This is a genomic window from Microbacterium sp. SZ1 (genome assembly GCF_002362255.1).
GTDB lineage: Bacteria > Actinomycetota > Actinomycetes > Actinomycetales > Microbacteriaceae > Microbacterium.
Window position 1 is genome coordinate 26,688 of sequence record NZ_LPVV01000004.1, and the last position, 26,493, is coordinate 53,180.

Below are 26,493 nucleotides of genomic sequence, written 5' to 3' on the forward strand. Positions count from 1 at the left end.
ACGACCGGTCAGCCGAAGGACTCGACGCCGCCCCATCCGCCGACCCAGGCCTCGACCCGCGGATCGGCTCGCAGCGCATGGATGCCGTCGGCCGGCATCCGAACGGTCTCGAACCCCTCTTCCGTTCCCCAGCGCGTCGCGCGCCGCGTCGCGCGACGGGAGCGCAGAGACCCGAGCGACGAGCCGTCCTCGGCGAGGAGCTCGACCGACCCGATCCGCCCCGCCCCGAGGCGCGTGACGAGATCCACGATCCACGCGGCCTTCAGGACGACGACGGGGCGAGGCATCTCCCAGACGACCCGGGCGTCGACGTCACCCGCCGAGACAAGCACGCGGGGGTCGTCGGCGAGCTCAGCCGGCACGTCGTCCAGGAGCAGCCGCGCACGAGGGAAGGCCGCGAACACGGAGTCCGCGGCGATGAACAGCGCCGCGGCCGAGTGCTCCCCCGGCAGTCGAACCGCGAGATCCGCGGCTTCGGACCACAGCGCGCGCGGCGAGGAGCCGGGCACCGGGATCGACGACTGCAGCCGGAGCGTCTGGGCGTTGGCGCGCTCCATCCCCGAGCCATCGCGGTCAGCCCACTCCGGGCCGTCGTGCCAGGCCACGGCATCCGGCACGTGCGCGAGCACCGCGCCAGCCTGCCACATGCGGTGCGCCCACTCCCAGTCCTCGCCGCCGTACGTCGTGAACGTCTCGTCGAATCCGCCGACCTCGTCGAACAGCCGCCGCGAACAGCCCATGACCGCGCCGATCACGAACCGGTACGAGCGGTCGTCGGCGTCGAGCAGGTCGCGGCTCCGCGCGTACTCCTCGGCCAGCCACGCGGGTTCGGCCAGCTCTCCTCCCGCAGCGGCTTCCACCACAGGCACGTCCGGCGAGATGCCCGTGAAGTCGGCGTGACGGCGCCGCCCCACCACGACCGCCTCCGTCAGCAGAGCGGGCAGGCGGGTGAGCGCACGCACGTATCCGGGTTCCGGCGCGGTATCGGCATCGAGGAAGCACAGCACCTCCCCGTTGCTCGCCCGAACGCCGAGATTGCGCACGGCGGCGAGCCGGAAGCCGCGATCCTCCTGCCGCACGAGGACCACGCCCTCGGGCACGTCGATCTCACCGGGCGAGCCGTCGTCCGCCACGACGATCTCGAGGAGCTCGCGCGGATAGTCCTGCGCGGCGAGCGCATGCAGGGTGCGAGCGAGCTCACGGGGCTGGTCGTAGTGCGCGACGATGACCGAGACGCGCGGCAGTGGATCGGGCACGACGCCGTCCACTGCATCCCACCCGTTGCCCACGACGTACGGAGTCGTCACGATCCCAGCCCATCCCACAGGCGCAGGTACGCGTCCGCGGCATCCGCCCGCGAGTGCGGCAGCCGAGCGAGTCCGTGCCAGGTCGTGTCGGGATCAGCCGCCGCCCCGCGCAGAGCGTCGGCGAGGCCGGTTTCGTCGACCGCGTCAAGGGTTCCCGGGCGCAGAGCGGCCATCTCGTCGATGTAGCGGTTGCGCACGGCCACCGGACGCCGCCCCCATCCGATCCACGAGGCCAGGGAACCGGATGCCGAGATGTGCCGATGCGCGATCACCGGCACCGTCACCGCCCGCCCGCGACGGGCGATCTCGTCGTCGTCCAGCCACCCGGTGACCTCGACGTCGACACCGAGGCCGGCGGCGCGCCGGACGAAGGTCTCGAGCTCGCTCGCGTGCCCGTCGGAAGCGCGCCCCAGCACGGTGAGCCTCCGGATGCCGGCCGCGGCCGCGGCATCCGCCGCCTCGTCATGTCCCTTCCCCGGGTAGAAGTAGCCGAGGACGCCGACCGATCCGTCGGGACGCGGCCGCTCGGCATCCCTCCCGAGTTCGACGGGCAACGGGATGGCGGATGCCGGCCCCGTCCACACGTCCTCCTCGCGGAGCAGCGCCAGCTCGTGCTCGCTGTTCACGACGACCGCCTGGGCGGCAGCCGCGACGAGAGCGTACGCGGCCCGACGCCGCGGACGGTTCTGCTCGCCGTCGGATTCCTGCGGCACGTCATGCAGGGTGACGCTCAGACGCAACCGGGTCGTGAGATCGGCGAACGTCCGCGAGGCCTCCTCGGGGGAGTCGCCCCAGAGCCGGTCGGTGAAGTGCGCGTGCACGGCGGTGCCGTCGGGCACGTGCGCGAGTCCGGCCGGATCGACCGTCCGCACATCTGCGAGGGTGCCGATCGCGGACGCCATGTCGCGGGCGTAGACGGCGACGCCGTGCTCGCCGGGGTGGACGAGCAGCAGAGGCGCGCGGCTCATGCGGCGCGCCAGACCGCGAGCAAAGGCGCGAGTCGGTCGACCGCCGCCGCGACGAACTCAGGGTGGGCGGCGTACCAGGCGGTGTGCGCCTCGCGCACCTCCGCGTCGTCGAGCGCCTCCCCCTCGACGAGCCACTCCGCCCGCGGCTCGTCGGGCAGATCCCATGCCTCGACGACCTCGGGGGCGAGCGGAGCCCGCACGGCGTCGAGCAGCGGCCGCCCTGGATCGACGTGCCCGTCGGTGTCGCCCAGCGCGTCGAGCACCCGCGCTCCGAGCGGGAGCCAGACCGCGTTCCCCGGGTGGTTCACGGTGCGCGCGTGATCGGCGGTGACCGTGTCGAAGAGGTCGGACACCCGGACGTCGGCGGTCGCTTCGCGGGTGCGGAGGATGTCGATCGAGGATCGACCGATCGCGCGCACCGCCTCCGGCGAGATCGACGAGGACACCGGGATGCCGGCGGCCACCGCGAGGGTGCGGATGTCGTGATAGGCCACGACGGGCGGTTCCTCCTCGACGCCGGGGACCCGGATCGCCGCCTGGAACGGATGCAGTCCCGCGAACCGCACGGGAGGCACCGTGAGCACCCTCGCCGACGTCGCCGCGGTGACCTGCCGTGTGCCGAGAGGGAGGTCGTGATAGTCGTCGCGGACCGGCTGCGTGACGACGGTGTGCGCTGCGGGAGCGAGCTCGTGCAGACGTCGAGCGTCCTCCTCGGTCATCTCGTGCACCGGGGGGACGCGGATGAAGCGTCGCTGCGGGGTGTCCATCACGAGCCGCAGTGATTCGGCCTGGCAGTTGCCCAGCACGACGCCGAAACTCTCGGGGAGCGGGGCGAGACCGTAGAACTCCCCGTAGTGCCGACGGCGTCCTAGCATCGCCGCCCCGGCGGGCGCAACGGTCGTGACGTCAGGGGAAGGGTGGTTCATGCTTCGAACGTATACCTCCTCCTTTCCCTCCCTGACCCCGTTGCATTTCGGCGCTTCCGCCCCTGCGATTTGTGAATTCAGAGCGCTCAGACATGCAAGGAAGACTCCCATCGCTACAGCCTCAGCGCCCATTCGGGTCGCCTCCATCCCGTCCGCCCACCCCTACATCCACGCGATCACCGACCCGCATCGGGTCGCGCTGCTGCCCGACCCTCCGGTACCGGGTGCCCCGCCCGAGCAGTGGTGGCCGCCGGTCGCGATGACCGCGCCGTGGCTCAGCGAGAACGCCGCCGAGTACGACGTGCTGCACGTGCACTTCGGACTGGAGTCGTTCTCACCGGACGACCTCCGAGCGGGCCTCGATGCGGCTCGGCGGGCCGGGCACCCCGTGGTCTTCACAGTGCACGATCTCGACAATCCGCAGATCGTCGACCAGGAGCCGTACCGCGCTCTGCTCGACGTGATCGTCCCCGCAGCCGACCGGCTCGTGACGCTCACGCCGTCCGCGGCGGCGGAGATCGAGCGACGATGGGGTCGCGAGAGCTCGGTGCTCGCCCACCCGACGCTCCTCGACGAGGCTGCGGCGCCGGAGCGAGAGACCGAGCCCGACGCCGACGCCGACGCCGACGCCGACGCCGACGACACGGTGCGCGTCGGCATCCATCTGCGCGATCTGCGTCCGAACATCGACGCGGAGAGCGCGGTGCGCGCGGCGGTGGACGCGGCGCGGATGTGGGAAGGAGCCGGTCGACGGGTCGCGGTCGAGGTGCTGCTGAACGAGCGGGTGCGCGACGACCGCCTCGCCGACCGCGTCGTCGCCGCGGCCGCTGGGCAGACCGCCGTGCGGGTGCGACGCACCCCGTACCTCGACGATGCCGAGATCCAGGCGTGGCTCAGCGGGCTGGACCTGTTCGTCCTGCCCTACCGTCACGGAACGCACTCCGGGTGGGTGGAGCTCTGCTACGACCTGGGCGTGCGCGTGGCCGGCACCGACGTCGGACACATCCGCTCACAGCATCCGTCCGAGTTCCGGGTCGTCGATCTCGGCGATCCGCGTACGCTGGCGGACGCCCTGACCTGGGCGGGTGATGCGCGGCATCCTTCCTCCGTCGTCGGCGACCATCTCGCGAACCGCCGGGCCGAGCGGAGCGAAGAGCGACGGGCTGTCCGCGAGGCGCACGCCCGCCTCTACTCCGACGTCATCGCCGGGGTACCGGCGTGAGCGCGGGACAGCGGTTGCGGGTGCTGGTTGTCGCGCCCGAACGGCACGCGCTCCGCCAGCCGCACGCCGGCGGCCTCGAGGCGGTCGTGTGGAACCGGGTGCGATGGCTGCGGAGCCGCGGGCACCACGTCGATCTGTGCGCTGCCGAGGGGTCGGACTTCCTCGACTCCTCCGCTGATCTGCGTCTGCCGCGCCCCCGCTGGCATCACGCGCGCGACGTGTCGGACACCGAGAACCCCGCAGGACACCGCCGGCGAATGTCGGATGCTTTCGCCCGCGTCCGCGCACGCCTCACCGACCCGCTCGATCGCGTCGACGTCGTCGACAACCACAGCCTCCACGGCGATCCGATCCTGTGGAGCAGGGACGTGGGCGTGCCGGTCGTGACCACCCTGCACACACCGCCGCTCCCCGACATGGTGCACGCCTCACGCTCGCTTCCGCCGTCGGCACCGCACCGCTTCCTCGCGGTGAGCCAGTTCACGGCTCGCGCGTGGTCGGCGGAAGGGGTCGACGCGTTCGTCTTCCCGAACGGGGTCGACAGCGCCCAGTGGCAGCGAGGGCAGGGCGGCGACCACTGGGTCTGGTTCGGCCGCATCGTCCCCGAGAAGGCCCCGCACCTCGCGATCCGCGCGGCCCGTCTGGCCGGCGCCCGGATCCGGATCGCCGGTCGCATCGGCGACGCGGAGTACTTCGCGCGCGAGGTCGAACCGCTCCTCGGCGACGGAGTGGAGTACGTCGGTCCGCTGCGTCAGCCCGAGCTGTGCGCCCTCGTCGGCACCTCGTCGGTCGCGCTCGTGACCCCTGTGTGGTCTGAGCCCTTCGGACTGGTGCTGGCCGAGGCGCTGATGACGGGCACTCCCGTCGTCGCGTTCGACGAGGGCGGCGCGAGCGAGGTGCTGGCCGGTCTGCCCGGATGCTCCGTCGTCGCGCCCGGAGACGTCGCCGCGCTCGCGCAGGCAGCCGTCGCGCTCGCCCGCGGCTCGTCATCGAGTGAGCTTCGCGATCGGGTGCGGGCTGCCGCGACCGCCCGTCATTCGCTCGCGCGCCGTCACCGCGAGGTCGAACGCGTGCTGGCCGTGGCGGCGCAGAGTCCTTCCGTGATCGCCGAGGAGATCCGGCCCGTCGAAGAAGTGGAGGCGGTCGGCGCATGATCGGCTGGTACGTGCATCATCACGGGTGGGGACACGTGACGCGGATGCGGGCGATCCGCCGCCATCTCGGCGAGGAGGTCACCGTCTTCTCGTCCCTCCCCGCACCCGAAGCCCTCGACGAGGGAACGACATGGGTCCGCCTGCCTGAGGATGCCGACCCCGTGGTCGGATCCGACGGCCTGAGCCGCGAGGCGCACGAGCTCGGCGACGTCACGGCGGGCGGCGCCCTGCACTGGGCTCCCATCGGACACCCCGGCCATCAGGAGCGCCTCGCGATCATCGCCGACTGGATCGCCAGAAACCCGGTGTCGGTGTTCGTCGTCGACGTCAGCGTCGAGGTCACCGCGTTCGTCCGGCTGCTCGGTGTGCCGACGGTCGTGTTCGCGCAACCCGGCGACCGCACCGATTCCCCGCACCGCCTCGGCTACGACGTCGCGGATCGGATCGTGGCGCCGTGGGCGCCCGGCACGATCGACGCGGCGGAGCTGGCGAGCCGGGTCGATCGGGTGCGTCATGTCGGAGCGATCTCGCGGTACGACGGACGAGACCGAGACGGAATCGCGGATGACACGGCGCGGCGAGTGCTCTTCCTCAGCCGCACACTCGATCAGCCGGAGCTCGCGGCGACGGCCGACCTGCTGGCGGCGCGGGGCTGGGTCGTCGAGACGGCGGGCGCTCGGGGCGACGACCGGGTCGACGACGTCTGGCCGATGCTGTGCCGGGCGACCGTGGTGGTGAGCGCAGCCGGCCAGAACGGCGTGGCCGACCTCGCGGCCGTCGGAGCCCGTGCCGTCGTCCTCCCGCAGGACCGGCCCTTCGGCGAGCAGGAGCACACCGGGCGGGTGCTGCAGTCCGACGGCTACGCGTGGACGGGTCCGGCCGATTCGACGCCGGCGCAGATCGTCGAACTCGTCGAGCGGGCCGCCGCCTCGACACCGGACTGGACGGGCTGGGGCGTCGCGGGCGCCGCCGCGCGCGCCGCCAGGGCGATCGAGGAGGTCGCGTCATGACGGCGCGCATCGCCGTGATCACCCCGGCATCGGAGAACCGGCTCGCCCACCTGCACCGCCAGCGCCGGTTTCTCCGCGAGGTCTCGACACCGGAGCACGAGGTCGTGCGCATCGAGGCCTGGCTCGATGAATCCGAGCCGCCCGCGTTCGACGGCGCCGTGCACGTGCACCTGCCCCCGGGGCGCGACGGCATGCGGGTCGGGGCTGCGCGCAACGCCGCCGCCGAGGTGGCGCTCGCCGGCGGCGCCGACCTGCTCGTCTTCCTCGACGTCGACTGCCTGCCGGGGCCCGACCTCATCGACCGATACGTCGCCGCTTCGCTCACGCATCCCGATGGCCTGCTCTGCGGCCCCGTGACCTACCTGGAGAGCGTGCAGCGCCCGTCATCGCCCGACGAGCTCGGCGCTGCGACCAGACCTCACCCGGTGCGCCCGAACCCGGCGAGCGGGGCTCTCGAGACCGCCGGCTTCGCCGACTACGACCTGTTCTGGTCGCTGTCCTTCGCCGTGACGCCCGCCACCTGGGGGCGTCTCGGCGGGTTCGACGAGCGGTACGAGGGCTACGGCGCGGAGGACACGGACCTCGGACGTCGCGCGCGGTCGCTCGGCATCCCGCTCCACTGGGTCGGCGGAGCGCACGCGTACCACCAGTGGCACCCAGCCGGCGCTCCGCCGTGGCGTCACCTCGACGACATCCTGCGGAACGGCGCGCTGTTCGCCGAGCGCTGGGGCGAGTGGCCGATGGGCGGCTGGATCGAGGAGTTCGTCGCCGCGGGCGCCGTCGAGGAGTACGCGGGCGGGTACCGCCGCACGACGGTCTGACGACGGTCTGACGACGGTCTGACGACGGTCTCACGAATGGGATCTCGGGCTGTCCGGCTCGCGGCGGCCTGACGAAGGCAGACGAAGGGATCGGACGCGGTCGACGAGCAGCAGCGGGTCGAACAGCATCCCGAGCCCGGACCGCACGAGCAGTGCGTGCAGCGCGAGGCAGATCCCGACGACGGCGGCGGTGATCACGACGGGACCGACCGCCTCGACGACCGGGTTCGGCCGCCACCCCGCGGCCCGGACGCCAGCGTCGATGAGCGCGAGCGGGATCATGTGCAGCACGTAGATCGGCAGGGTTCGTCGGCCGATCCAGCGCAGCGGACGGGCGAGCGGCGCCGCACTCCGGTCGACGAGGGCGCAGGCCGTCACCCCGAGCGCCACCGCCACGATCGCGAGCACCGGCCACACCCCCGGCCACTGTCGCATGCCCAGCACCCCGACGACCGCCGCCAGCGCCACGTACAGCGCCCCCAGCGCCAGCAGGCGCACAGGACCGGATGCCGAGGCGAACCGCTCGACCGCATCGCGAAGTCGCACCCCGGCGAGGAAGAAGAACAGGTTCTGCGCGACCTGCCAGAGGTTGCCGAGATCGGGGATGAGTCCGGCCGCGGCCACCGCCGACACCGCGAAAGCCACCGTCAGCACCGCCGCGGTCGGCACGTCGCGGGTGAGCCGCGCCACGGCGAGGTAGGCGGCGAGCGCCAGTAGATACCAGAGGTTCGTCGGGCTGATGGTGAGCTGCGCGAGCAGCTCCCATCCGTTCGTCGCTCTCGCCGTGTCGAAGTCGGGGGTGAGCGCGAGCACGGCTGTCTGGATGAGCACCCAGATCACGTACACCGCGAGCAGCCGGCCCGCCCGGCGCCGCCACGACCCGTCGGCGGCCAGCACGGCCCGCCCCGCGAACATCCCGGAGATGAGGAAGAACAGCGGCATGCGCAGCGGCAGCAGCTGAGCGTTCACCGTCGCCCACACGTCGGTCACGGCGCCGGCCCCCGGCATACCCACCGCGTGCTTGGTGACGACGTGCCACAGCACGACGAGGATGATGCACACGCCCTTCGCGACGTCCGGCCAGCCGACCCGTGCGCTCACCGCCCCGGCACCTCGGCGGCGCGCACGAGGCGCTCCACCAGGTCGGGGTAGGCCACGTCGGCGGCGGCGAACATGCGTGGGACCTGGGATGCCGCGGTGAGGCCTGGCATCGTGTTGACCTCGTTCAGCACCGGCCCGTCGGCGGTGAGGAAGAAGTCCATGCGCGCGACGCCCGCGCACCCGAGAGCGTCGAACATCGTCAGCGCCGCCCGCGTCAGACTCGTGTGCTCCGCGGTCGTGAGCGCAGCGGGCACCGTGAACCGCGCCGTGCCGTCGTACTTCGTCGCGGTGTCGAAGAGCCCCTCCGTCTCGATCTCGAGCGGCGGCGCCGCCCACCGCACACCGCCCGCCTCACGGATCACGGCGACGTCGATCTCGCGCCCCCGCACGACCTCCTCGACGAGCACCCTCCGGTCGTAGCGCGCCGCCTCGCCCAGCGCCGTCGCGAGCTCTCCCTCCTCGCGCACGAGCCCGACCCCGTAGCTCGATCCGCTCGACACGGGCTTCACCACGACGGGACCCTCGAACTCGGCATCCCCCAGCGCGGCGGCGTCGACCACTCGGCCGCGCGCGATCCGGAGACCGGCAGCCTGCGCGACCAGCTTCGTCGCCCATTTGTCCATGCCGATGGCCCCCGCGCGCAAGCCGGAGCCGACCACCCGCACGCCCGCGAGGGCGCACAGCGCGGCGAGCGCTCCGTCCTCGCCGAGCGGACCGTGCACCGCGGGGAACACCACGTCAGCGGCACCGAGCAGCGGCAGCGCGGCGGCCAGCGAGCCCGCGGCATCCGCCCCCTCCGCAAGCCCGGGCACCTGCCACACCCCCTCCGGCGAGATCGTCACCTCGGTCACCGCGTGCCCACGCGACCGCAGCGCCTCCGCGACCGCCGCCGCCGAGGCGAGCGACACCGCGTGCTCGGCGTTCTGTCCCCCTCCGATCACGAGCACCCTCATGCGAGCCCCTCCTGCTCGCGCGCGCACTGCAGGAGATCACGCGTTTCGAAGGAGGAGAAGCCCGTATCCGTCCTTCGATACGCGAGATCTCCTGCAATACCGCGCCGCACCCGCGTCCCCACCCCCGTGATGATGGTGTGCGGGATCGTCCCCGCCCACCGCGCCCACTCCTGCACACTCGGCACGGCTCCGCCCTCCGGCCCGAACACCACCGCGGTCGCACCGCGCGGAACGCGACGATCACCCGTGTCGACGACGATCTGGTCCATCGACACCCGCCCGACGAGCGGACAGCGGATGCCGTCGATCGCGACCGCCGCACCAGGCGACAGCTCACGCGGGATGCCGTCGGCGTACCCGACCCCGATCACCGCGAGGTGCGTCCGCCGCTCCGTCACGAACGCGCCGCCGTACCCGACCGAGGTGCCCGCCGCGACGATGCTGCTGTGCACGACGGATGCCGTGAGCCGCGCCGCTCCGTGCAGCTCGACGGTCGCCGACGGGTCGATGCCGACGAGCCCCGCACCCACGCGCACCAGGTCGAAGTGCGTGGCCGGATCGGTGAGCGCCCCTGAAGTCGCGGCGAGATGCACGAGCAGCGGCCCGAACCCTGCGCGCAGCACCGCGTCGCGACCGTGGCGGAGACGCAGCACCGCCGCAGCATTCGCCGCGGGATCGGCCTCGTCGGCGCGCGGCAGATGCCCCATCACTCCCACGACCAGGATGCGGTCGCTCGCCGCCCGGGCCACGCGCAGCAGCTCGGCCCAGTCCGCGAGCGGCACCCCGCCGCGGGTCATGCCGGTGTCCAGGTGCAGATGCACGCTCAGCAGCGGTGCGCCCGGCACCGCATCCGCCACGAGCTGGCGGAGCTCGTCGACCGACCCGACGGCGATGTCGATCCGGTCGGCGGCGGCCTGCGCGGCATCCACTCCCGACGGGTTCAGCCACGCGAGGATCGGCGCCTCGATCCCGGCCGCGCGCAGAGCGCTGCCCTCTGCGGCATCCGTCACCCCCAGCCACTCGGCCCCTGCGGCGAGCGCGGCCCTCGCGACGGTGAGCGCGCCCAGGCCGTAGCCGTCGGCCTTCACGACGGCCATGATGCGAGCGTCGGTCGAGGCGCGGATCCGCGCGACGTTCGCCGCGACCGCGGCGGGGATCGTCTCGAGCGTCGGGGCGTGCAGCCTCGACAGCGTCAGGCGCGCGACCGGCGCCGTGAGGGTCATCGCTGCACCCGCGGGTCGGCCGTCGGGTCCGCGTACATGAGCGGGCAGCCGTTGGCGACGGCGCCCGGTCGCAGCTCGAAGTGCCAGCGCTCATTGGCGTAGATCTGGCAGAGGCCGAACTCGTCGCCGTGCTGCGACAGCCAGTCCTGCGCGGCCACAGGGCCAAGGTCGACGGCATCCCCCGACACGTGCTCGGAGTTCTCCGGCGTGGCCACCCAGCGCGCGGCCTCCTCCTCGGAGCCGTACTGCGCGACGGCATCCTCGCGCAGCTGCTGCTGGTACGCGGCCGACCGCCATCCGCTGTTGACGTGCATGGTCACGCCGTCGCGCTCGGCGGCCGTCGCCGCCGCGCGCACCGCCGTCAGCAGCTCGGCGTCGAGGTTCGACACGGCAGGCACATCGTCGAACACCGAGACGGCTCCCTCTTCGCGGATCAGTCCGTCGGCCTCGGTCACGGGTCCGGAGAGGAGCGGGGTGGATGCCGCGGCCAGCGACTGCTGACCGATCAGCACGGCCGACCCGGCGATCACGGCGGCCAGCACCACGGCGCCGATCACCGTCACCAGCCGGCGCCGTCTGAGAGCGAGGGAAGTGTTCATGGCACTCAGTCAACGAGCGCCGCTGTTGCGAGGTCGTATGCGGATTTGCATACGCTCGCGATATGTCGGGGTGCGTAAGCTCTCAGCACATGGGAGTCCTGTCGTGCGCGTGCTGATCGTCGAGGACGAGCCGTACCTCGCGGAGGCCGTGCGCGACGGACTCCGCCTCGAGGCGATCGCCGCCGACATCGCCGGGGACGGCGACACCGCGCTCGAACTGCTCGGCATCAACAGCTACGACCTCGCCGTGCTCGACCGCGACATCCCCGGCCCCTCCGGCGACGACGTGGCCCGCTCGATCGTGGCGTCGGGCAGCGGCATCCCCATCCTCATGCTCACGGCCGCCGACCGCCTCGACGACAAGGCGACCGGGTTCGAGATCGGCGCCGACGACTACCTCACCAAGCCGTTCGAGCTGCGCGAGCTCGTGCTGCGGCTGCGTGCCCTCGACAGGCGTCGACAGCGCGCGCGGCCGCCGGTGCTCGAGATCGCAGGTCTCCGGCTCGACCCTTTCCGCCGCGAGGTCTATCGCGACGGACGCTACGTCGCCCTCACCCGCAAGCAGTTCGCCGTGCTCGAGGTGCTGGTCGATGCGGCCGGCGGAGTCGTCAGCGCCGAGGAGCTGCTCGAGCGCGCGTGGGACGAGAACGCCGACCCGTTCACGAACGCCGTGCGCATCACGGTGTCGTCGCTGCGCAAGCGCCTCGGCGAGCCGGGACTCATCGCCACCGTGCCCGGAGTCGGGTACCGGATCGACGCGGAGGGACGCGCGGATGCCGGCGCCGAGGCGTAGACGGCGCGGCATCAGCGCCCGCTGGAAGCTGACGCTCAGCTACGCGGGAGTGGTCGTCGTGGCGGGTGTGCTGCTGCTGACGGCCGTGGCGCTGTGGCTGCTGCGATACGTGCCCGACACCAACCTCTTCACGCAGCTCGGTCAATGGGTGCCGAACCGCTCCGACCTCATCCGCGCGTTCATCCCCGCCGCGGTCGTGGTGATGCTCGTGCTGCTCGCGATCGGCATCGGCGGGGGCTGGCTGCTCGCCGGCCGGATGCTGGCGCCGCTCGACCGCATCGGCCGCGCCGCCGAGCTCGCCGCGCAGGGGTCGCTCTCGCACCGCGTCGATCTGGAGGGGCCGCGCGACGAGTTCCGCGACCTCGCCGACGTGTTCGACGCGATGCTCGAACAGCTCGAGGCGCACGTGGCCGAGCAGCAGCGGTTCGCGGCCAACGCGTCGCACGAGCTGCGGACCCCGCTCGCCATCTCGCAGACCATGCTCGAGGTCGCGCGCGACGACCCGCATCGCGACGTCGACGGCCTCATCACCCGCCTGCAGGAGGTGAACACGCGCGCGATCGAGCTGACCGAAGCGCTGCTGCTGCTCAGTCGCGCTGAGCGCCGGGTGTTCACGCGCGAGCCGGTCGACCTGTCGCTGCTGGCCGAGGAGTCGGTCGAGACGCTGCTGCCGCTCGCCGAGCGCCGCGGCGTGACGATCGACGAGGGCGGCGACACCGCGAACGTCCTCGGCTCCCCCGCCCTGCTGCAGCAGCTGATCACGAACCTCGTGCACAACGCGATCGTGCACAACCTGCCGACCGACGGCACTGTCGTCGTGCGCACACACGTGCTGCCGGAGGCCGTCGCGCTGGTCGTCGAGAACACTGGCGGGGTGCTCGCGCCGCACGTCGTCTCGACCTTGGCCGAGCCGTTCCAGCGCGGGTCGGAGCGCACGCGAGGCGAGGCCCGTTCCGGGGATCACGTCGGAGTCGGACTGGGGCTCGCGATCGTGCACCGCATCGCCCAGGCCCACGACGGGAGCCTCGTGCTGACCCCGCGCCAGGGCGGCGGGTTGAACGTGACGGTGTGGCTGCCGCATCCGTATCCTCCGTCGCGGCCGGCACCCGGCGCCTGACGCCCCGCGCTCAGTTGGCACCTGCTGCCGCAATTCCCGGAGGATTCCGGCAGCAGGCGCCAACTCAAGCGGGAGGATGCCGCGGACAGGCGATCACGCCCCGCGCTCAGTTGGCACCTGTTGCCGCGTTTCCCGGAGGATTCCGGCAAGAGGTGCCAACTGAACCGGAGGGATGCGGCGCGTCAGGCGACCTGCGACCCCCGCAGCGCCGCGATCTCGCGACCGTAGGTGCGCGCGTCGGACTCGGCGTTCTCCTTGAGCTCGCGGGCCGTGTCGGCGAAGGCGTCGAGCGCAGGGTTCACGCCCACGAGAGTGAACGGACGCTGCACGACGCGTAGGTCGAGGCCCCAGACGTCCTCGAGCACGCGGCACAGCCATCCGGTGGAGTGGTCCCAGCCCTCCTTGGGGGTGCCGGGTGCGTAGTTGCCGCCGAGCACCGTCACAAGGGTGGCCGGCTTGCCGCGCAGCGCGGTGCCCTGCGGGTCGATGCGCGGGTCGGTGTAGGCCAGGTCGAACCAGGTCTTGAAGTGCTGCGAGACGCCGTAGTTGTAGAGCGGCACGGCGAAGAGCAGCGCGTCGGCCCCGATGAGCTCGTCCGCGAAGGTCGTGGCGAGGGCGCGGGCCTCGTTCTGCGCCGGAGTGCGCTGCGCCTCGTCGACGAAGCCGCCGGTCACGGCATCGGCCCACGCGGTCGCGGGCACGGGGTCGGCAGCGAGGTCCCGGCGGGTCACGGTGGAGTCGGGGTGGGATGCCGTCCACTCGGCCTCGACGAGGTCGGCGAGCGATCGGCTGGCGGACGACGCGGGAAGGATGCTGGCATCCAGGCGGAACAGGGACATGTGTGGCCTTTCGTTTTTCGTAGTCGCTCTGTTTTTCTTAGCGACTCGCGTTAACGTAGCACAGGTAGAATGAGGTCGTGTCCGAGACAGCTCACGAGATCCAGCGGTGCGACGCCGCCGTGACCCTCGCGTTCAGCGTGCTCGGCAAACGGTGGAACGGCATGATCGTGTCGACCCTCGGCGGGGGACCGTCGACCTTCGTCGCCCTGCGCCGCGCCGTCGCCGGGATCAGCGACACCGTGCTGTCCGATCGCCTCGGCGAACTGGCCGACGCCGGACTCGTCGAGCGGTCGGTCGACGCCGGCCCGCCCGTCACGGTCTCCTACGCGCTCACCGACGGCGGACGCGGATTGCTCCCGATCCTCGACCAGCTCGGCGAGTGGGCCTCCGCGAACCTCGCGGTGCGGGCGCACTAACCCCCGGCATCCGGCGCCTGCGGCATCCGACCGACGTCGCATCCGACCGACGTCTCATCCGGCTGGACGCAGCCCGTCCGGCAGTCCGCAGACTGCCGGATCACCAGCCATCCGGGAAATAGTCAGCCACCCGAACGGGCGACCCGCCGTCACCAGGGACTGGGCTCGTAGTCCTTCAGGAACACGCCCTGGATGTCTTCGCCGGCCTCGCCGCGCACGATCGGGTCGTACACGCGGGCGGCGCCGTCGACGAGGTCGAGCGGAGCGTGGAAGCCTTCCTCCGCCAGGCGCACCTTCGTGTAGTGCGGCCGCTCGTCGGTGATCCAGCCGGTGTCGACGGCGGTCATGAGGATGCCGTCGGTCTCGAGCATCTCCCCCGCGCTCGTGCGCGTGAGCATGTTGAGCGCGGCCTTCGCCATGTTCGTGTGCGGGTGACCGGGCCCCTTGTACCGGCGGGAGAACTGCCCCTCCATCGCCGACACGTTCACGACGTACTTGCGACGCGCAGGCGACGCCGCCATCGATGCGCGCAGCCGGCTGATGAGCAGGAACGGCGCGGTCGTGTTGGCGAGCTGCACCTCGAGCATCTCGAGCGGATCGACCTGATCGACCGACTGCACCCAGCTGTTCACGCGGTTCACGTCGGGCACGAGTCCGCCGGCGTCGATCGCCGTGCCGTCGGCGTGCTTCTCGAGCGACGACGAGCCGGGTGCCATGGCGAGACGTGCGAGGTCCTCGGCCGTGAGCGCCTGGCCGCCCTGCTCGGCGACGGTGCCGCCGAGCGCCGCCACCGACAACAGCGGATGCGCGTCGACCGACGCCTGCAGCGCCTGGGGATGCGGGTCGGCGGTGTGCCCGAAGGTCTCCATCTCGGGCAGCGGACCGTCGGGAAGCGGCTGCAGCTCGGCATCCGCCAGCAGCGAGTACGCACCCGGCGAGCGCCGCACGGTCTGCGCGGCGTTGTTGATGAGGATGTCGAGGGGTCCTTGCGCGGCGACCGAGTCGGCGAGTCCGATCACCTGGGCGGGGTCGCGCAGGTCGATGCCGACGACGCGCAGGCGGTGCAGCCAGTCGGCGGCATCCGGCAGCGCGGAGAAGCGCCGCACGGCATCGCGCGGGAAACGCGTCGTGATGGTGGTGTGGGCGCCGTCGCGCAGCAGTCGCAGCGCGATGTGCATGCCGATCTTGGCGCGACCGCCCGTGAGCAGCGCGCGCCTGCCGGTCAGGTCGGTGCGGGCGTTGCGCTTGCCGTGGCTGAAGCGGGCGCAGTCGGGGCAGAGCTGGTGGTAGAACGCGTCGACCACCGTGTACGGCTGCTTGCAGATGTAGCAGTTGCGCGGCTTGAGCAGCTCGCCCGCGATCGGGGCGTCGACGACGCTCGAGGCGAGGTCGTTGCCGCGGGTCTCGTCGTCGATGCGGTCGGGCGCGCCGGTCGCGGTGCGGGCCACGACGGCCTTGTCGGCCTCGGCGATCGCGTCGCGGATCTGCTTGCGACGTACGCGCTTGACGTCTTTGAACATCGCGGCGGTCGCCTGGCGCACGGCGATGAAGTCGGGATGCTCGTTGTCGATCGTGTGCAGCTCGCGGAGCACGCGCAACGTCGTGGCGAGGTCTGCGGGGTCGATGCCGGGGCCGAGGTCGGGTGAGTCGTCGGGGGCATCGGTCATTGTGCCGATTTTACGCGAGTGACCTGGGCGTCGGCCGCCGACACGTTCGCCTGGCGCCCCTGACCCGCTCGATTGGCACCCCTGCCCCGCTCGGTTGGCACCCCTGCCCCGCTCGGTTGGCACCTCTGCCCCGCTCGGTTGGCACCTCCTGCGGGAATCGGCGCGGAATTCCCATCACAGGTGCCAAGCGAACGACGAGACGAGGAAGCCGAACACACGGCGCCCTCGAGCCGACGTCCGACCCCCGGCGTATGGTCGGATCATGAGCAGCCACGTCGCATCCCCCGGAGTCGTCCCGTCCTACCTGCTCGCGCGCCTGGCCGAGTCGGGCCGCTACCCGCGCGCGGCCGCCGCCGCCCGGCAGACCCTCACCGCCGGCCGCCCTCCGTTCCGTGCCCGCATCGACCTGTCGATCGACGAGAACGGCGACCTCGTGGCGCAGCTCTCCGACGCCCCGAACCGCACGATCAGCGACGCCGGCAACACGCAGAACCTCCCCGGCGCGGTCGTCCGAAGCGAAGACGAGCCACCGGTCGACGACCCCTCCGTGAACGAGGCCTACGACGGGCTCGGCGCCACGTTCGAGCTGCTGCTCGCGGCGTTCTCCCGCAACTCCCTCGACGACGCCGGCGCTCCACTCGAAGCCACCGTCCACTACGGGGTCGACTACGACAACGCGTTCTGGGACGGTCAGCGCATGGTGTTCGGCGACGGCGACGGCGAGGTGTTCACCGGGTTCACCCGATCGACCACCGTGATCGGTCACGAGCTCGCCCATGGCGTCGTGCAGTTCACTGCGAACCTCGAATACCAGGGGCAGCCGGGCGCACTGAACGAATCGATCGCCGACGTGTTCGGCGTGCTGACCGAGCAGTACCTCCTCGGCCAGACGGCCGACCAGGCGACGTGGCTCGTCGGCGCCGAGATCTTCACGGATGCCGTCGAGGGCGTTGCACTCCGATCGATGATCGCCCCCGGCACGGCCTACGACGACGACGAGCTCGGCAAGGACCCGCAGCCCGACCACATGAGCGGCTTCGTGCGCACGACGGAAGACAACGGCGGCGTGCACATCAACTCCGGCATCCCCAATCGAGCTTTCGCGGTCTTCGCGAAAGACCTGGGCGGCAACGCCTGGGAGACCGCCGGCACAGTCTGGTACCGCGCTCTCACCGGCGGCCTGTCGAGCACCGCGGACTTCACCGAGTTCGCCGATGCGACGGTCGCCGCGGCCGCCGGGATCGACGAGGCGACCGAGGCTGCCGCTCGACGGGCGTGGACGACCGTGGGAGTCTATGGAGATGAGCGAGTCCCCTCGACAGACTGACGGTCCCGTCGTCATCGCGGTGGTGCGCACCGGCGGAATCGCCGGCATCCGCCGTCAGTGGACGGTCGAACCCGAGCCCGACGAGGCGCCCCGGTGGATCACCATGGTCGAGCGCCTGCCCTGGGACGACGACGCGGATGCCGGGCGCGGCGCCGATCGCTTCGTCTGGCTGATCCGCGTGCGGACCCCGTCGGAGCGCCGCGAACGAGAACTCCCCGACTCGGCTCTCGACGGCCCCTGGCGCGAGCTGGTCGACGCCGTGCGTGCGGCATCCTCCTGATTCGTCGACCCCTCAGTCGGCGGCGTCGCTCGCGCCGATGCTGACCCTCGTGCGCGGCAGCGCTTCGGGGTGCTCGCGCTGCAGCCAGGTCATCAGCTGCTCTCGCACCTCGCACCGCAGGTCCCACTGGTCGGATGAGTCCTTCGACGACATGACGAAGCGCACGGTCACGTACCCTCCCTGTGAGTCGGTCACCAGCGCGCTCGACGAGCGGCCGTCCCATGCCGGAGAAGCCTCGATGATCCGCTGGAACTCGGCACGCACCTCCGCCATCGGCACGCGCCAATCGAGGTCCATGTACACCGTGCCGAGAATCGCATCGGACTTCCGTGTCCAGGTCTCGATCGGCGTGGTCGTGAAGTAGCTGCACGGGACGACCAGCCGTCGCTCGTCCCAGATGTAGACGACCACGTAGGAGAGGTTGATCTCTCCGATCCGCCCCCACTCTCCCTCGACCACGACGACGTCTCCGACCCGGATCGCGTCGGTGAAGGCCACCTGCACACCGGCGATGAGATTGCCGAGGATCGACTGCGCCGCCAGGCCCGCGATGATGCTGACGATCCCGGCCGACGCGAGGAGACTCGTGCCCACCGCGCGCATCTCGGGGAACGTGGCCAGCACCGTACCCAGTGCCAGCACTGCGATGGCCACGAGGAGCAGGCGATGGATCACGAGCAGCTGCGTACGGCGGCGGCGCGCGTCAGGTCCGACGAGGTGGGTCTCCTCGCGAGCCATGAGCCTCTCGAAACCGAAGGACACCAGGGCTCCGAGCAACCAGGACCCCGCGAGGATCGTCGCGATGAGGAACATCCGCGAGAGCGACGGCCACCACTGCGCCGTCGCCGGCTCTGATACCGCGCAGGCGATCCAGACGGCCACCACCGCCGTCGTCGCGAGCAGCGCGTTGCGCGAGCGGCGAGCGATGTCGCGTACCCAGGCGACCTTGCGACTGATCAGCGCCATGGCGAGTGCCATCAGTCCGATGGCGGCCGCTGCAGCGACGAGCGCGATGCCGATCGCTGCGACGGTGCCGATCCAGGATTCCCATACGATTCCGGCCATCACCCCACCCTAGGTGCGGTGCTCTGACCGGGGGCTGGACGTCGCGTGACGAGCTCCCGGCGACCTATCTCCGATGACGATCCGTGCACCACGCCGGCCGGCGGAGTCAGAATGGTCGCATGGGACTGTTCCAGCAACGACCTGAAGAGGAAGAGAAGCAGTGGGCGCTGCCGTCCGAGCCGCTCGAGCGCGGTGCTTCCGACGTGCTCGACACGGCACCTGAGCTCGACCCGCTGTCGATCGGCATCGGCGCCGAGACCGGCGGGAGCGTGAGCTCGATCGTCTTCCCGGTCGCGCCCCCGGTGCCGTCGACCGAGGCGACCGGGAACCGCGAGCCCGACCCCGAGGACTGACCGCTCGGACTGTCGCTCCGCTCGGCCTTCTGCTCCTCCCTCGGCCCGATGCGACGAGAACGGCCGAGGCAGGCGCGAAAGCCCGAGCCGGGTGCGGTGCACGGGCGGGGAGTGTCGCCCGCCGCGGCTACGGTGGAGGGATGACGATCACCGCCGCGGCAGACGGTTCCGCCCTGGGCAACCCGGGTCCCAACGGATGGGCCTGGTACATCGACGACTCGAACTGGGCCGCCGGCGGATCCCCGCACGGCACCAACAACCAGGGCGAGCTTCAAGCGGTGCTCGAGCTGCTTCGCGCGACGGCGGGCACGAACGAGAAGCTCCTCATCGAGTGTGACAGCCGCTACGTGATCGACTCGGTGACCAAGTGGATGCCGGGGTGGAAGCGCAAGGGCTGGCGCAAGTCCGACGGAGGTCCGGTGCTCAATCGCGAGCTGCTCGAGGGCATCGACGAGGCCATCCGCGGGCGTGATGTCGAGTTCTCGTGGGTCAAGGGCCACGCCGGACACCCGCTCAACGAGGCCGCCGACGAGCGGGCGAACGCCGCCGCGAAGGCCTACCAGCAGAAGCAGGAGCCGCGCCGCGGTCCGGGTTTCACGATGGCGACGGATGCCGGGGCCGCCGTCGCGGCATCCGCACCGATCGCTGCGAATGCCGGCGGCTGGTCGCCCTCCGACGACGATGTGGCCTGGGCGGATGCCGTGGAAGCCGACGCCGCACGGGTCGCCTCCGACGACTCGGCCGGTCCCACCGTCGCCGCCGCTGCGGCATCCGCTCCGTCTCCCGCCGCCGCGGCGTCGCTCGCCGAGCCGCTGTGGGCGGAGGCCCCCGACCTGTTCGACGGCTTCGACGACGAACCGAGCTCCGACCCGATCGAGCTGCGCGTGCAGCTGTCGGGGGAAGAGCACGCGCGTCTCGCCGACCGCGCCGACGCGCAGGGCGTCTCGCTCGAAGAGGCTCTCCGCCGCCTCATCTGAGCCGGGCCGCAGACGGCCGCGGCGTAGACTCGCGCCATGTCGACATCTGCGCGCACGATCGGCCGCCTCTTCCTCGGATCCTCGCTCGTCTTCGCGGGCGTCTCGCACCTGACGTTCGCGCGGGACGAGTTCCAGGCGCAGGTGCCGGAGTCACTGCCGCTCGATCCGGACACGACCGTGCTCGCCTCGGGCGTCGTCGAGATCGGACTCGGCACCGCGCTACTGTTCGCCCACGGACAGCGGCGACTGGTCGGCGTGATCGCGGCGCTGTTCTTCATCGCCGTCTTTCCCGGCAACGTCGCCCAGTGGATGCACCACCGCGACGGCTTCGGCCTCGACACCGAGATCAAGCGGTTCGCGCGTCTCTTCTTCCAGCCGGTTCTCGTGCTGCTCGCGCTCTGGTCGACGCGCGAGCCACGGCGCTGACACCGTCGCACCGCCCGGCTCGCGAGAGCCGGGCGGTGCGACTGCGGCGAGGCGAGCTCAGACCGTGAGCAGCTCCCGCTCCAGTCGGTCGTACGACGCCTCCATGCCGTCGGCCATGCCGGTGGCGAGGATCATGTCGCGCGTCTCCTTGTCGGGGTACTCGATGAAGAGCGTGATGAGGGTCGCGCCGTCCTCTTCGTAGAGGTTGAGGTCGTTCAGCGTCTCGACCGGCATCCCGATCATCCGCTCCGTCTGCACCGACCGGCGCGGGGCGTCGATCACGAGCGCCTCGCCCTCGAAGCCGAACGGCTCGCCCTCGGTGTCGCCGACCGGAGCCCACGAGTTCCGGTACTTCTGGCCGACCTCCGTCGCGACGACGCACTCGGTCATCTCCCACCCGTCGGGTCCGAGCAGCCACTTCTTCATGAGCTCGGGATCGTTGTGCGCCCGCCACACGAGCTCGCGGGGTCCGTTCACGAGCCGAGTGATGCGCACGTGCGTGTCGTCGAGGATGTCGACGACAGTCCCCTTGCCCTGCGCGTAGTCGCGGAGATCCTGCAGCACCGCGTCGAGCTGGCTCATCGCCATGCGGATGCCCTCGACCTGACCCATCTCGACGACCTGCTCGAGCGCCTCGACGGAGTCGAAGTGGCTCGTCGTGACCATGCGGGTGCCCTCGGCGATGGACTCGAACGCGAACGACATGCGCTGCGCGGGAAAGCCGTCGAGCGGCGTGCCGTCGGCATCCGCGAACGAGTCGAGCACCTCGAAACCGCGCGGCTCGTCGATCGACAGGAACTCCCAGGAGCCCGAGGATGTCTCGCCGCGCGGGCCGTTCATCGTGTAGTTCGCGCGTCCGCCGACCGTGTGGTCCCAGGCGGTGAACGTCGCCGGCCATCCGGGAGGGCCCCAGAAGCGCTCGAGCTGGCGCGGATCGCTGTACGCGCTCCAGACCCGCTCGATCGGGGCCGCGAAGTCCGCGACGACGGTCATGGTGAGGGTGTCGGCATCCGTGGTGATGTCGGTGACAGGCATGATCAGTCTCCTTCTTCGGTTCGTGAGGTGCTGCTGGTGTCGGTGGCGTCGGATGCGGTCGGGCGCGAAGGCTCGGCCAGCAGGTCGTCGAGTCGGGCGATGCGCGACCGCCACAGCTCTTCGTATCGGGCGAGGAGCGCCCTGGCGCGGGCGATCATCTCGGGGTTCGCGCGGACGAGCCGCTCGCGTCCCTCGGCGCGCTTGACGATGAGATTCGCCGCTTCGAGCACGGACACGTGCTTCTGCACCGCGGCGAACGACATCTCGTATTCGGAGGCGAGGGTCGAGACGGACTGCTCCCGCTCGATCGTCCGACGCAGGATGTCGCGTCGGGTCGACGTCGCCAATGCGTGGAACACACGGTCGACCTCCGCTTCGCTCAGTTCTCGTTGTGCAACCATTTGGTTGTACGTTAGACCCGGCGGAAGCGGGTGTCAAGAGGCGGTCTGTGACTTGCGGCTTTAGATCGGACTAGATGCTTTACATCGGACTACCCGAGGCTGAGCCGGACTGAGTCCGATCTAAAGCAGAGTGCTGGGGGCCGCCTCCCTTCGGAGTGGCAATGAAGCCAGCTGCGGTCGCGAGGAAAGTCAGATCGTCAGGCCGACTCATGCAGGACGACGGTCAAAACGCGCGCACATCCAGACCCCGAATACGGATGGTTGGCGGTCGGCAGAACCTGCGCCGAAACCCATACACCACCCGTTTCGGCGCCCTAACGTTTCGGCAGGGGGTTACGGCGGGGCGACGCTCGGCGTGTCGCACTTCCCCAGCACCACCACGGGTGCCCGGCCGCAAACGATCGTTTTCGGTGGTAGCCCGGGCACGACATCAACAGCGAAGTCGAGGATGATTGAGTCGTGGAGATTGAGCTGCTTTATATCGCCGGTTGCCCCAGCTGGGTTGAGGCTGGCCGTCGTGTTTCTGAGGCGCTACGAGAAACAGGCCACGACGAATCGGAGGTTCACTACCGACTCATCCGGACGGAGGAGGACGCGGGCGCAGTCTCGTTCGCGGGCTCCCCCACGATCACCCTGGATGGAAACGATCTCTTTCCGGGGTCGGGGCGAAGCAATGACCTCGCCTGCCGTATTTACAGCACCCCTGCTGGGCTGGCCGGGATGCCAACGGTTGAACAGATTCGAGAGGCGCTCTCCGCTCATGGCGACTGACGAGGACGTTGCGTGCACGTGCTGCGGGCGACATCTGCCACGCAAGAAGCTGCACGCACTCGGAGACGATCGCGCTTTCATCTGTCGACGATGCGGCTGGTGGGTGGCTCTGCGCCTACATCGCGACCGCCCGCCTGCCTAAGCGTGAACTCACTCAACGGCTGCCCACGGCGATCGCGCCGATGTAGAGGGCGAGTTGATGGGTGTCCCACCACCGCACAACGGATCTCACTCGGTGCTCTCATCCCCGGCGCGGATCATGAAAACTGCTCCGGTGATCGCTGCGGCGAAGATTACGATGTCGGCGATGTTGCCGATGAACCAGTTTCCGTAGGCGAGGAAGTCCACGACGTGACCACGGGCGAATCCGGGGTCCCGGAAAAGGCGGTCGCCTGCGTGTGAGGCGGAAGCGCCGCCGAGCGCGCCGATGACGATCGCCCATCTCACGCGTTGCACTCGGAACGCGAACACGATCGCTGTGACCGTGGCGGCGACAGCGAGCAGCGCGAACACCCAGGTGAAGCCTTCCCCGAAGGAGAATGCCGCTCCGGGGTTATAGGCGAGCTGCAAACCCAGCAGGTCACCGATCAGCGGGATGCGCTCACGGTCGGTGAGGGTCGCTTCGGCCCACACCTTGGTTCCCTGATCGATCAGCACGACGACCACGGCGATCAAGAGCGCTCCACCAGTGAGCTGCCGCCGCCGGGTCGACGACAGCTTGCGCGCAGCGGGCGGATGAGCCTCTGACTGGGAGGAGGTCATGCGAGCACCTCGATCAGACGGACGATGACCCCAGATTCGATCAGGATGAACAGGCCCAGGCCGATGAACACGGCCGGTACGAGCCAGTGCTCGACGCGCTCCAGCCCCTCGGTAACAGCCTTGTTGGTGCCGATCAGCCGGCCGGCCGCGCACCAGACCGCGACGAGGATCAGGAATACGACGATCATGATCGCGACGTCGCTGGGGGCGCTGGTGCGGAAGATCGGCGTGTAGAGGGAGATGTTGTCGGCCCCGTTGGCGATCGTGATCCCTGCGACGCCCCATAGTCCGACCGCGGTGATCTTGGAGTCGTCATCATCGTCATCGCTGTTACGGCGCAGGCCGCGAATGAGCGTCCAGATGCCGATGCCGAGCGGGATCAGACCCAGGAAACCGACCCATTCGTCCGGAACGATGGTGAGACCGAGAGCGGCGATCACGCTGATCACGACGAGGGTGATGAACCCGAGATACTGGCCCGCGACGATCTGCCACGGCCGGGGCTTCCCTCGACTGGAAGCCAGGAACAGCACGGTGAGCACGACAATGTCGTCGATGTTGGTTGCCGCGAACAGGCCGATCGCTGAACCGATAGTTGCGAGCATCAGCTTTCCAGTCGTGGCGTGCGGGTGCGTGCGGCGCGCAGACCGTTGAGGATCACGATGACCTCCGCGACCTCGTGGACCAGGACGACGGCCGCGAGCCCCAGGACGCCGAAGAGCGCGAGCGGGAGCAGTGCAGTGATGATCAGCAGCGACAGGATGATGTTCTGGTTGATGATCCGTCGACCGCGGCGGGCGTGATCGAACGCTCGCGGGATGAGGCGCAGATCATGGCCGGTGAAGGCCACGTCGGCGGATTCGATTGCCGCGTCGGAGCCGGTGGCGCCCATCGCGATACCGATGTCTGCGCCAGCGAGGGCCGGTGCGTCGTTGATTCCGTCGCCGATCATCGCGACCGGCCCCGCCTTTGACAGCTCGCCGATCGCGGTTGCCTTATCCTCGGGACGCAGTTCCGCGCGCACGTTGCTGATCCCGGCCCGCGCGGCCAGTGCACGAGCGGTGCGGGCGTTGTCTCCGGTGAGCATCGTCACGCCGACGCCTTGGTTGGTGAGCGTCCGGACTACCTCGGGGACTTCAGGGCGCAGTTCGTCGCGGACGCCGATCGCGGCGACGGGGGTTCCATCGCGGTGGACGATCACGACGGTCATGCCCTGCTCCTCCAACTCCGCGACCTGCTTCCCGAGGTCGCCCGCGTCCAGCCAGCGAGGACTGCCGACGGTGATTCTCGATCCGCCGACAGTGCCGTCGATGCCGTGCCCGGCCTGCTCGGTCACATCTGCAGCTGCCGGTGTGCCCGGGGCCGCGGCGGTGATCGCAGAGGCAAGGGGATGCGTGCTGTGCTGCTCCAGTGCGGCCGCCCAGGCCAGCGCCTGTGTCTCGGTCACGCCGTTCGCAGTGAGCACCGCGGTGACCGCAGGTTCGTTGCGGGTGAGGGTGCCGGTCTTGTCGACCGCGACGTGGCGGACCGTGCCGAAGCGCTCGAAGACGGCGCCGGACTTGATGATCACGCCGAACTTGCTTGCTGCGCCGATCGCGGCGACGACCGTCAGCGGCACCGAGATCGCCAGCGCACACGGAGAAGCGGCGACCAGCACGACAAGCGCGCGGGTGATCCACACCTCTGGATCGCCCAGCAGCGACCCGATGATCGCGACGAGCGCTGCGAGGATCAGAACGCCGGGTACGAGCGGGCGGGCGATCCTGTCCGCGAGACGTGCACGCTCGCCCTTCTCGGTCTGCGCCTTCTCGACCAGCTCCACGATCGTGGTGAGCGAGTTGTCGGTGCCCGCAGCGGTCGTTTCGACCTCCAGCGCGCCGGCGCTGTTGATCGCACCGGCCGACACCGCATCGCCGGGCTCGACCTCGACGGGGATCGACTCCCCGGTGATCGCCGAGGTGTCCAGGCTGGAGCGGCCAGAACGGACGATCCCGTCGGTTGCGATCCGCTCGCCGGGACGGACCACCATGACCTGGCCGACCGTCAGCTCTCTCGCGGGCACCTGCGCAGAGACGCCGTTCTGCAGCACGGTCGCTGTCTCCGGCACGAGCTTCAGCAGCGCCCTCAGCCCGCCCCGGGCACGGTCCATCGCCTTGTCCTCGAGCGCCTCAGCAATCGAGTACAAGAACGCCAGAGCCGCAGCCTCCTCCACGTAGCCGAGGATGACCGCGCCGATCGCGCTGATCGTCATCAGCAGCCCGATACCGAGCTTGCCCTTGAACAGTTTCCGGATCGCGCCGGGCGTGAACGTCGACGCACCGAGGAGCAGACCGGCCCAGAACAACACCAGCGCCGGGATCTCGAGGCCGGACCATTCAAGGATCAGACCGGCCAGGAATGCGACACCGGAGAAGACCGGCACCATAATCCCACGGTCCCTCCACCAGGGCCGCACAACCTCTTCGGTCTCATCCTCCGCCGCAGTGGCAGGCTGGGCAGGCTCGTGCTCGCAGCCACACGCCGCGCTCACGCGTCCGCCCCCGTCCCACAGCAGCCAGCCACCGTGCACGCAGAGTCCACGCACGGCGCGTGCTCATCGACCGCCAGCGTCACGTCCACGAGCGCGACGAGCGCAGCCGTAAGATGCGGGTCGGCGATCTCGTAACGAGTCTGGCGACCCTCCGGCTCGGCAACGACAATCCCGCAGTCACGCAGGCAGGTGAGATGGTTCGACACGTTCGAACGCGTCAGCTCCAGCTCACGAGAGAGCACAGCCGGGTAGCTCGGTCCACCGAGCAGAGACATTAGGATTCGGGAACGCGTGGGATCGGCCATGGCCCGGCCGAGCCGGTTCATGACATCGAGGCGTGAGGAAATAGTCAGCACACACTGAACTATACAGTGATTGATGACCTATTGGAACGGCTTCACCCCAGGCGACATCTCTGGGGCCTGGGTGTAAGTACATCCGGCTCACACC

The 26,493-nt window shown here is 70.5% G+C and carries 29 protein-coding genes; 13 read left to right on the top strand and 16 right to left on the bottom strand.

What is annotated here, in order from left to right; genetic code table 11:
- Positions 1-8 precede the first annotated feature (8 nt).
- From AUC47_RS03610 to AUC47_RS03620, 3 genes are read right to left on the bottom strand one after another with little or no spacing between them, the layout of a single operon-like run.
- Positions 9-1,307, bottom strand: coding sequence for a glycosyltransferase family 2 protein (locus AUC47_RS03610; protein WP_256999432.1), 1,299 nt, complete (start codon positions 1,305-1,307; stop codon positions 9-11).
- The gene (locus AUC47_RS03615; protein WP_096713886.1) at positions 1,304-2,275 is read right to left on the bottom strand and encodes a hypothetical protein; all 972 of its coding nucleotides are present in this window, start codon (positions 2,273-2,275) and stop codon (positions 1,304-1,306) included. Before AUC47_RS03615 ends, AUC47_RS03610 begins: the two co-directional genes overlap by 4 nt.
- Positions 2,272-3,201, bottom strand: coding sequence for a WcbI family polysaccharide biosynthesis putative acetyltransferase (locus AUC47_RS03620; RefSeq protein ID WP_096713887.1), 930 nt, complete (start codon positions 3,199-3,201; stop codon positions 2,272-2,274). The genes AUC47_RS03615 and AUC47_RS03620 overlap by 4 nt, the downstream gene beginning before the upstream one ends.
- Between AUC47_RS03620 and AUC47_RS03625 the strand changes: the two genes are divergently transcribed.
- From AUC47_RS03625 to AUC47_RS03640, 4 genes are read left to right on the top strand one after another with little or no spacing between them, the layout of a single operon-like run.
- The gene (locus tag AUC47_RS03625; RefSeq protein ID WP_096713888.1) at positions 3,200-4,423 is read left to right on the top strand and encodes a glycosyltransferase; all 1,224 of its coding nucleotides are present in this window, start codon (positions 3,200-3,202) and stop codon (positions 4,421-4,423) included. The two genes, AUC47_RS03620 and AUC47_RS03625, sit on opposite strands and share 2 nt — an antisense overlap.
- Positions 4,420-5,577, top strand: a complete 1,158-nt coding sequence (locus AUC47_RS03630) for a glycosyltransferase (protein ID WP_096713889.1) — start codon at positions 4,420-4,422, stop codon at positions 5,575-5,577. Before AUC47_RS03625 ends, AUC47_RS03630 begins: the two co-directional genes overlap by 4 nt.
- The gene (locus AUC47_RS03635) at positions 5,574-6,587 is read left to right on the top strand and encodes a hypothetical protein (RefSeq protein ID WP_096713890.1); all 1,014 of its coding nucleotides are present in this window, start codon (positions 5,574-5,576) and stop codon (positions 6,585-6,587) included. The genes AUC47_RS03630 and AUC47_RS03635 overlap by 4 nt, the downstream gene beginning before the upstream one ends.
- Positions 6,584-7,408, top strand: coding sequence for a galactosyltransferase-related protein (locus AUC47_RS03640; RefSeq protein WP_096713891.1), 825 nt, complete (start codon positions 6,584-6,586; stop codon positions 7,406-7,408). The genes AUC47_RS03635 and AUC47_RS03640 overlap by 4 nt, the downstream gene beginning before the upstream one ends.
- Before the next feature lie 30 nt (positions 7,409-7,438).
- Here AUC47_RS03640 and AUC47_RS03645 read toward each other — a convergent pair whose 3' ends face one another.
- Genes AUC47_RS03645 through AUC47_RS03660 form a run of 4 tightly spaced genes read right to left on the bottom strand, consistent with a single transcriptional unit; the run spans position 7,439 to position 11,284 of the window.
- Positions 7,439-8,509 carry an acyltransferase family protein gene (locus AUC47_RS03645; protein WP_179297499.1) on the bottom strand — a complete coding sequence of 357 codons (1,071 nt, stop codon included), beginning with the start codon at positions 8,507-8,509 and terminating at the stop codon, positions 7,439-7,441.
- Entirely contained in the window at positions 8,506-9,462 is a 957-nt protein-coding gene (locus tag AUC47_RS03650; protein WP_096713893.1) for a D-alanine--D-alanine ligase family protein, read from the bottom strand. Before AUC47_RS03650 ends, AUC47_RS03645 begins: the two co-directional genes overlap by 4 nt.
- Positions 9,459-10,685 carry an alanine racemase gene (gene alr, locus AUC47_RS03655; RefSeq protein ID WP_096713894.1) on the bottom strand — a complete coding sequence of 409 codons (1,227 nt, stop codon included), beginning with the start codon at positions 10,683-10,685 and terminating at the stop codon, positions 9,459-9,461. The genes AUC47_RS03650 and alr overlap by 4 nt, the downstream gene beginning before the upstream one ends.
- Positions 10,682-11,284, bottom strand: a complete 603-nt coding sequence (locus AUC47_RS03660; RefSeq protein WP_096713895.1) for a M15 family metallopeptidase — start codon at positions 11,282-11,284, stop codon at positions 10,682-10,684. The genes alr and AUC47_RS03660 overlap by 4 nt, the downstream gene beginning before the upstream one ends.
- A gap of 103 nt (positions 11,285-11,387) precedes the next feature.
- On the opposite strand from AUC47_RS03660, the gene AUC47_RS03665 reads away from it, so the two are divergent.
- Entirely contained in the window at positions 11,388-12,077 is a 690-nt protein-coding gene (locus tag AUC47_RS03665; RefSeq protein ID WP_096713896.1) for a response regulator transcription factor, read from the top strand.
- Positions 12,058-13,194: a sensor histidine kinase gene (locus AUC47_RS03670; protein WP_179297500.1), complete on the top strand. Its 1,137-nt coding sequence runs from the start codon at positions 12,058-12,060 to the stop codon at positions 13,192-13,194. Before AUC47_RS03665 ends, AUC47_RS03670 begins: the two co-directional genes overlap by 20 nt.
- A 182-nt stretch (positions 13,195-13,376) precedes the next feature.
- On the opposite strand, the gene AUC47_RS03675 is transcribed toward AUC47_RS03670, so the two are convergent.
- On the bottom strand, positions 13,377-14,033 hold the full coding sequence (locus tag AUC47_RS03675) for an FMN-dependent NADH-azoreductase (protein WP_096713897.1): 657 nt from the start codon (positions 14,031-14,033) through the stop codon (positions 13,377-13,379).
- Positions 14,034-14,110: 77 nt separating this feature from the next.
- Between AUC47_RS03675 and AUC47_RS03680 the strand changes: the two genes are divergently transcribed.
- Entirely contained in the window at positions 14,111-14,449 is a 339-nt protein-coding gene (locus tag AUC47_RS03680; RefSeq protein ID WP_096713898.1) for a winged helix-turn-helix transcriptional regulator, read from the top strand.
- A gap of 149 nt (positions 14,450-14,598) precedes the next feature.
- Here the strand turns inward: AUC47_RS03680 and AUC47_RS03685 are convergent, their stop codons facing one another.
- Positions 14,599-16,116, bottom strand: coding sequence for an SDR family NAD(P)-dependent oxidoreductase (locus AUC47_RS03685; protein ID WP_096713899.1), 1,518 nt, complete (start codon positions 16,114-16,116; stop codon positions 14,599-14,601).
- Between the two features lie 262 nt (positions 16,117-16,378).
- Between AUC47_RS03685 and AUC47_RS03690 the strand changes: the two genes are divergently transcribed.
- The gene (locus AUC47_RS03690) at positions 16,379-17,443 is read left to right on the top strand and encodes a M4 family metallopeptidase (RefSeq protein ID WP_096713900.1); all 1,065 of its coding nucleotides are present in this window, start codon (positions 16,379-16,381) and stop codon (positions 17,441-17,443) included.
- Positions 17,418-17,723, top strand: a complete 306-nt coding sequence (locus tag AUC47_RS03695) for a protealysin inhibitor emfourin (RefSeq protein ID WP_096713901.1) — start codon at positions 17,418-17,420, stop codon at positions 17,721-17,723. Before AUC47_RS03690 ends, AUC47_RS03695 begins: the two co-directional genes overlap by 26 nt.
- 12 nt (positions 17,724-17,735) lie before the next feature.
- Here the strand turns inward: AUC47_RS03695 and AUC47_RS03700 are convergent, their stop codons facing one another.
- Entirely contained in the window at positions 17,736-18,788 is a 1,053-nt protein-coding gene (locus tag AUC47_RS03700) for a mechanosensitive ion channel family protein (protein ID WP_096713902.1), read from the bottom strand.
- Positions 18,789-18,907: 119 nt separating this feature from the next.
- On the opposite strand from AUC47_RS03700, the gene AUC47_RS03705 reads away from it, so the two are divergent.
- The 3 genes from AUC47_RS03705 (at position 18,908) to AUC47_RS03715 (ending at position 20,544) form a co-directional block, all read left to right on the top strand.
- A complete protein-coding gene (locus AUC47_RS03705; RefSeq protein WP_096713903.1) occupies positions 18,908-19,141 on the top strand; it encodes a hypothetical protein in 234 nt (77 codons plus the stop codon).
- 140 nt (positions 19,142-19,281) lie between these two features.
- Positions 19,282-20,118, top strand: coding sequence for a ribonuclease H family protein (locus AUC47_RS03710; protein WP_096713904.1), 837 nt, complete (start codon positions 19,282-19,284; stop codon positions 20,116-20,118).
- A gap of 36 nt (positions 20,119-20,154) precedes the next feature.
- Positions 20,155-20,544 (top strand): DoxX family protein, encoded by a 390-nt coding sequence (locus tag AUC47_RS03715; protein WP_096713905.1) that lies wholly within the window; start codon positions 20,155-20,157, stop codon positions 20,542-20,544.
- Positions 20,545-20,601: 57 nt separating this feature from the next.
- On the opposite strand, the gene AUC47_RS03720 is transcribed toward AUC47_RS03715, so the two are convergent.
- Complete coding sequence (locus AUC47_RS03720; protein WP_096713906.1) at positions 20,602-21,579, bottom strand: SRPBCC family protein; 978 nt, start codon at positions 21,577-21,579, stop codon at positions 20,602-20,604.
- 2 nt (positions 21,580-21,581) lie between these two features.
- Positions 21,582-21,980: an ArsR/SmtB family transcription factor gene (locus AUC47_RS03725; protein WP_096713907.1), complete on the bottom strand. Its 399-nt coding sequence runs from the start codon at positions 21,978-21,980 to the stop codon at positions 21,582-21,584.
- A 459-nt stretch (positions 21,981-22,439) separates the two neighbouring features.
- Here AUC47_RS03725 and AUC47_RS03730 point away from each other — a divergent pair, with 459 nt between their 5' ends.
- Positions 22,440-22,751 carry a hypothetical protein gene (locus tag AUC47_RS03730; RefSeq protein ID WP_029153956.1) on the top strand — a complete coding sequence of 104 codons (312 nt, stop codon included), beginning with the start codon at positions 22,440-22,442 and terminating at the stop codon, positions 22,749-22,751.
- A 228-nt stretch (positions 22,752-22,979) separates the two neighbouring features.
- On the opposite strand, the gene AUC47_RS03735 is transcribed toward AUC47_RS03730, so the two are convergent.
- From AUC47_RS03735 to cmtR, 4 genes are read right to left on the bottom strand one after another with little or no spacing between them, the layout of a single operon-like run.
- Positions 22,980-23,513 (bottom strand): signal peptidase II, encoded by a 534-nt coding sequence (locus tag AUC47_RS03735; RefSeq protein WP_029264099.1) that lies wholly within the window; start codon positions 23,511-23,513, stop codon positions 22,980-22,982.
- The gene (locus AUC47_RS03740) at positions 23,510-24,118 is read right to left on the bottom strand and encodes a cadmium resistance transporter (protein ID WP_036275918.1); all 609 of its coding nucleotides are present in this window, start codon (positions 24,116-24,118) and stop codon (positions 23,510-23,512) included. Before AUC47_RS03740 ends, AUC47_RS03735 begins: the two co-directional genes overlap by 4 nt.
- Positions 24,118-26,043 (bottom strand): heavy metal translocating P-type ATPase, encoded by a 1,926-nt coding sequence (locus AUC47_RS03745; protein ID WP_218838203.1) that lies wholly within the window; start codon positions 26,041-26,043, stop codon positions 24,118-24,120. The genes AUC47_RS03740 and AUC47_RS03745 overlap by 1 nt, the downstream gene beginning before the upstream one ends.
- Positions 26,040-26,399 carry a Cd(II)/Pb(II)-sensing metalloregulatory transcriptional regulator CmtR gene (gene cmtR / locus AUC47_RS03750; RefSeq protein ID WP_036275916.1) on the bottom strand — a complete coding sequence of 120 codons (360 nt, stop codon included), beginning with the start codon at positions 26,397-26,399 and terminating at the stop codon, positions 26,040-26,042. Before cmtR ends, AUC47_RS03745 begins: the two co-directional genes overlap by 4 nt.
- Positions 26,400-26,493: the final 94 nt, after the last annotated feature.

Excerpts from the sequence above, each read along its gene's own strand:
- AUC47_RS03695 (WP_096713901.1), top strand. The coding sequence starts at position 17,418 with ATGAGCGAGTCCCCTCGACAGACTGACGGTCCCGTCGTCATCGCGGTG.
- AUC47_RS03710 (WP_096713904.1), top strand. The coding sequence starts at position 19,282 with ATGACGATCACCGCCGCGGCAGACGGTTCCGCCCTGGGCAACCCGGGT.
- AUC47_RS03640 (WP_096713891.1), top strand. The coding sequence starts at position 6,584 with ATGACGGCGCGCATCGCCGTGATCACCCCGGCATCGGAGAACCGGCTC.
- AUC47_RS03635 (WP_096713890.1), top strand. The coding sequence starts at position 5,574 with ATGATCGGCTGGTACGTGCATCATCACGGGTGGGGACACGTGACGCGG.
- AUC47_RS03700 (WP_096713902.1), bottom strand. The coding sequence starts at position 18,788 with ATGGCCGGAATCGTATGGGAATCCTGGATCGGCACCGTCGCAGCGATC.
- AUC47_RS03670 (WP_179297500.1), top strand. The coding sequence starts at position 12,058 with ATGCCGGCGCCGAGGCGTAGACGGCGCGGCATCAGCGCCCGCTGGAAG.
- AUC47_RS03735 (WP_029264099.1), bottom strand. The coding sequence starts at position 23,513 with ATGACCTCCTCCCAGTCAGAGGCTCATCCGCCCGCTGCGCGCAAGCTG.
- AUC47_RS03705 (WP_096713903.1), top strand. The coding sequence starts at position 18,908 with ATGGGACTGTTCCAGCAACGACCTGAAGAGGAAGAGAAGCAGTGGGCG.
- AUC47_RS03675 (WP_096713897.1), bottom strand. The coding sequence starts at position 14,033 with ATGTCCCTGTTCCGCCTGGATGCCAGCATCCTTCCCGCGTCGTCCGCC.
- AUC47_RS03625 (WP_096713888.1), top strand. The coding sequence starts at position 3,200 with ATGCTTCGAACGTATACCTCCTCCTTTCCCTCCCTGACCCCGTTGCAT.
- AUC47_RS03740 (WP_036275918.1), bottom strand. The coding sequence starts at position 24,118 with ATGCTCGCAACTATCGGTTCAGCGATCGGCCTGTTCGCGGCAACCAAC.
- AUC47_RS03725 (WP_096713907.1), bottom strand. The coding sequence starts at position 21,980 with ATGGTTGCACAACGAGAACTGAGCGAAGCGGAGGTCGACCGTGTGTTC.
- AUC47_RS03715 (WP_096713905.1), top strand. The coding sequence starts at position 20,155 with ATGTCGACATCTGCGCGCACGATCGGCCGCCTCTTCCTCGGATCCTCG.
- AUC47_RS03720 (WP_096713906.1), bottom strand. The coding sequence starts at position 21,579 with ATGCCTGTCACCGACATCACCACGGATGCCGACACCCTCACCATGACC.
- alr (WP_096713894.1), bottom strand. The coding sequence starts at position 10,685 with ATGACCCTCACGGCGCCGGTCGCGCGCCTGACGCTGTCGAGGCTGCAC.
- AUC47_RS03685 (WP_096713899.1), bottom strand. The coding sequence starts at position 16,116 with ATGACCGATGCCCCCGACGACTCACCCGACCTCGGCCCCGGCATCGAC.
- AUC47_RS03690 (WP_096713900.1), top strand. The coding sequence starts at position 16,379 with ATGAGCAGCCACGTCGCATCCCCCGGAGTCGTCCCGTCCTACCTGCTC.
- AUC47_RS03620 (WP_096713887.1), bottom strand. The coding sequence starts at position 3,201 with ATGAACCACCCTTCCCCTGACGTCACGACCGTTGCGCCCGCCGGGGCG.
- AUC47_RS03615 (WP_096713886.1), bottom strand. The coding sequence starts at position 2,275 with ATGAGCCGCGCGCCTCTGCTGCTCGTCCACCCCGGCGAGCACGGCGTC.
- AUC47_RS03660 (WP_096713895.1), bottom strand. The coding sequence starts at position 11,284 with ATGAACACTTCCCTCGCTCTCAGACGGCGCCGGCTGGTGACGGTGATC.
- AUC47_RS03650 (WP_096713893.1), bottom strand. The coding sequence starts at position 9,462 with ATGAGGGTGCTCGTGATCGGAGGGGGACAGAACGCCGAGCACGCGGTG.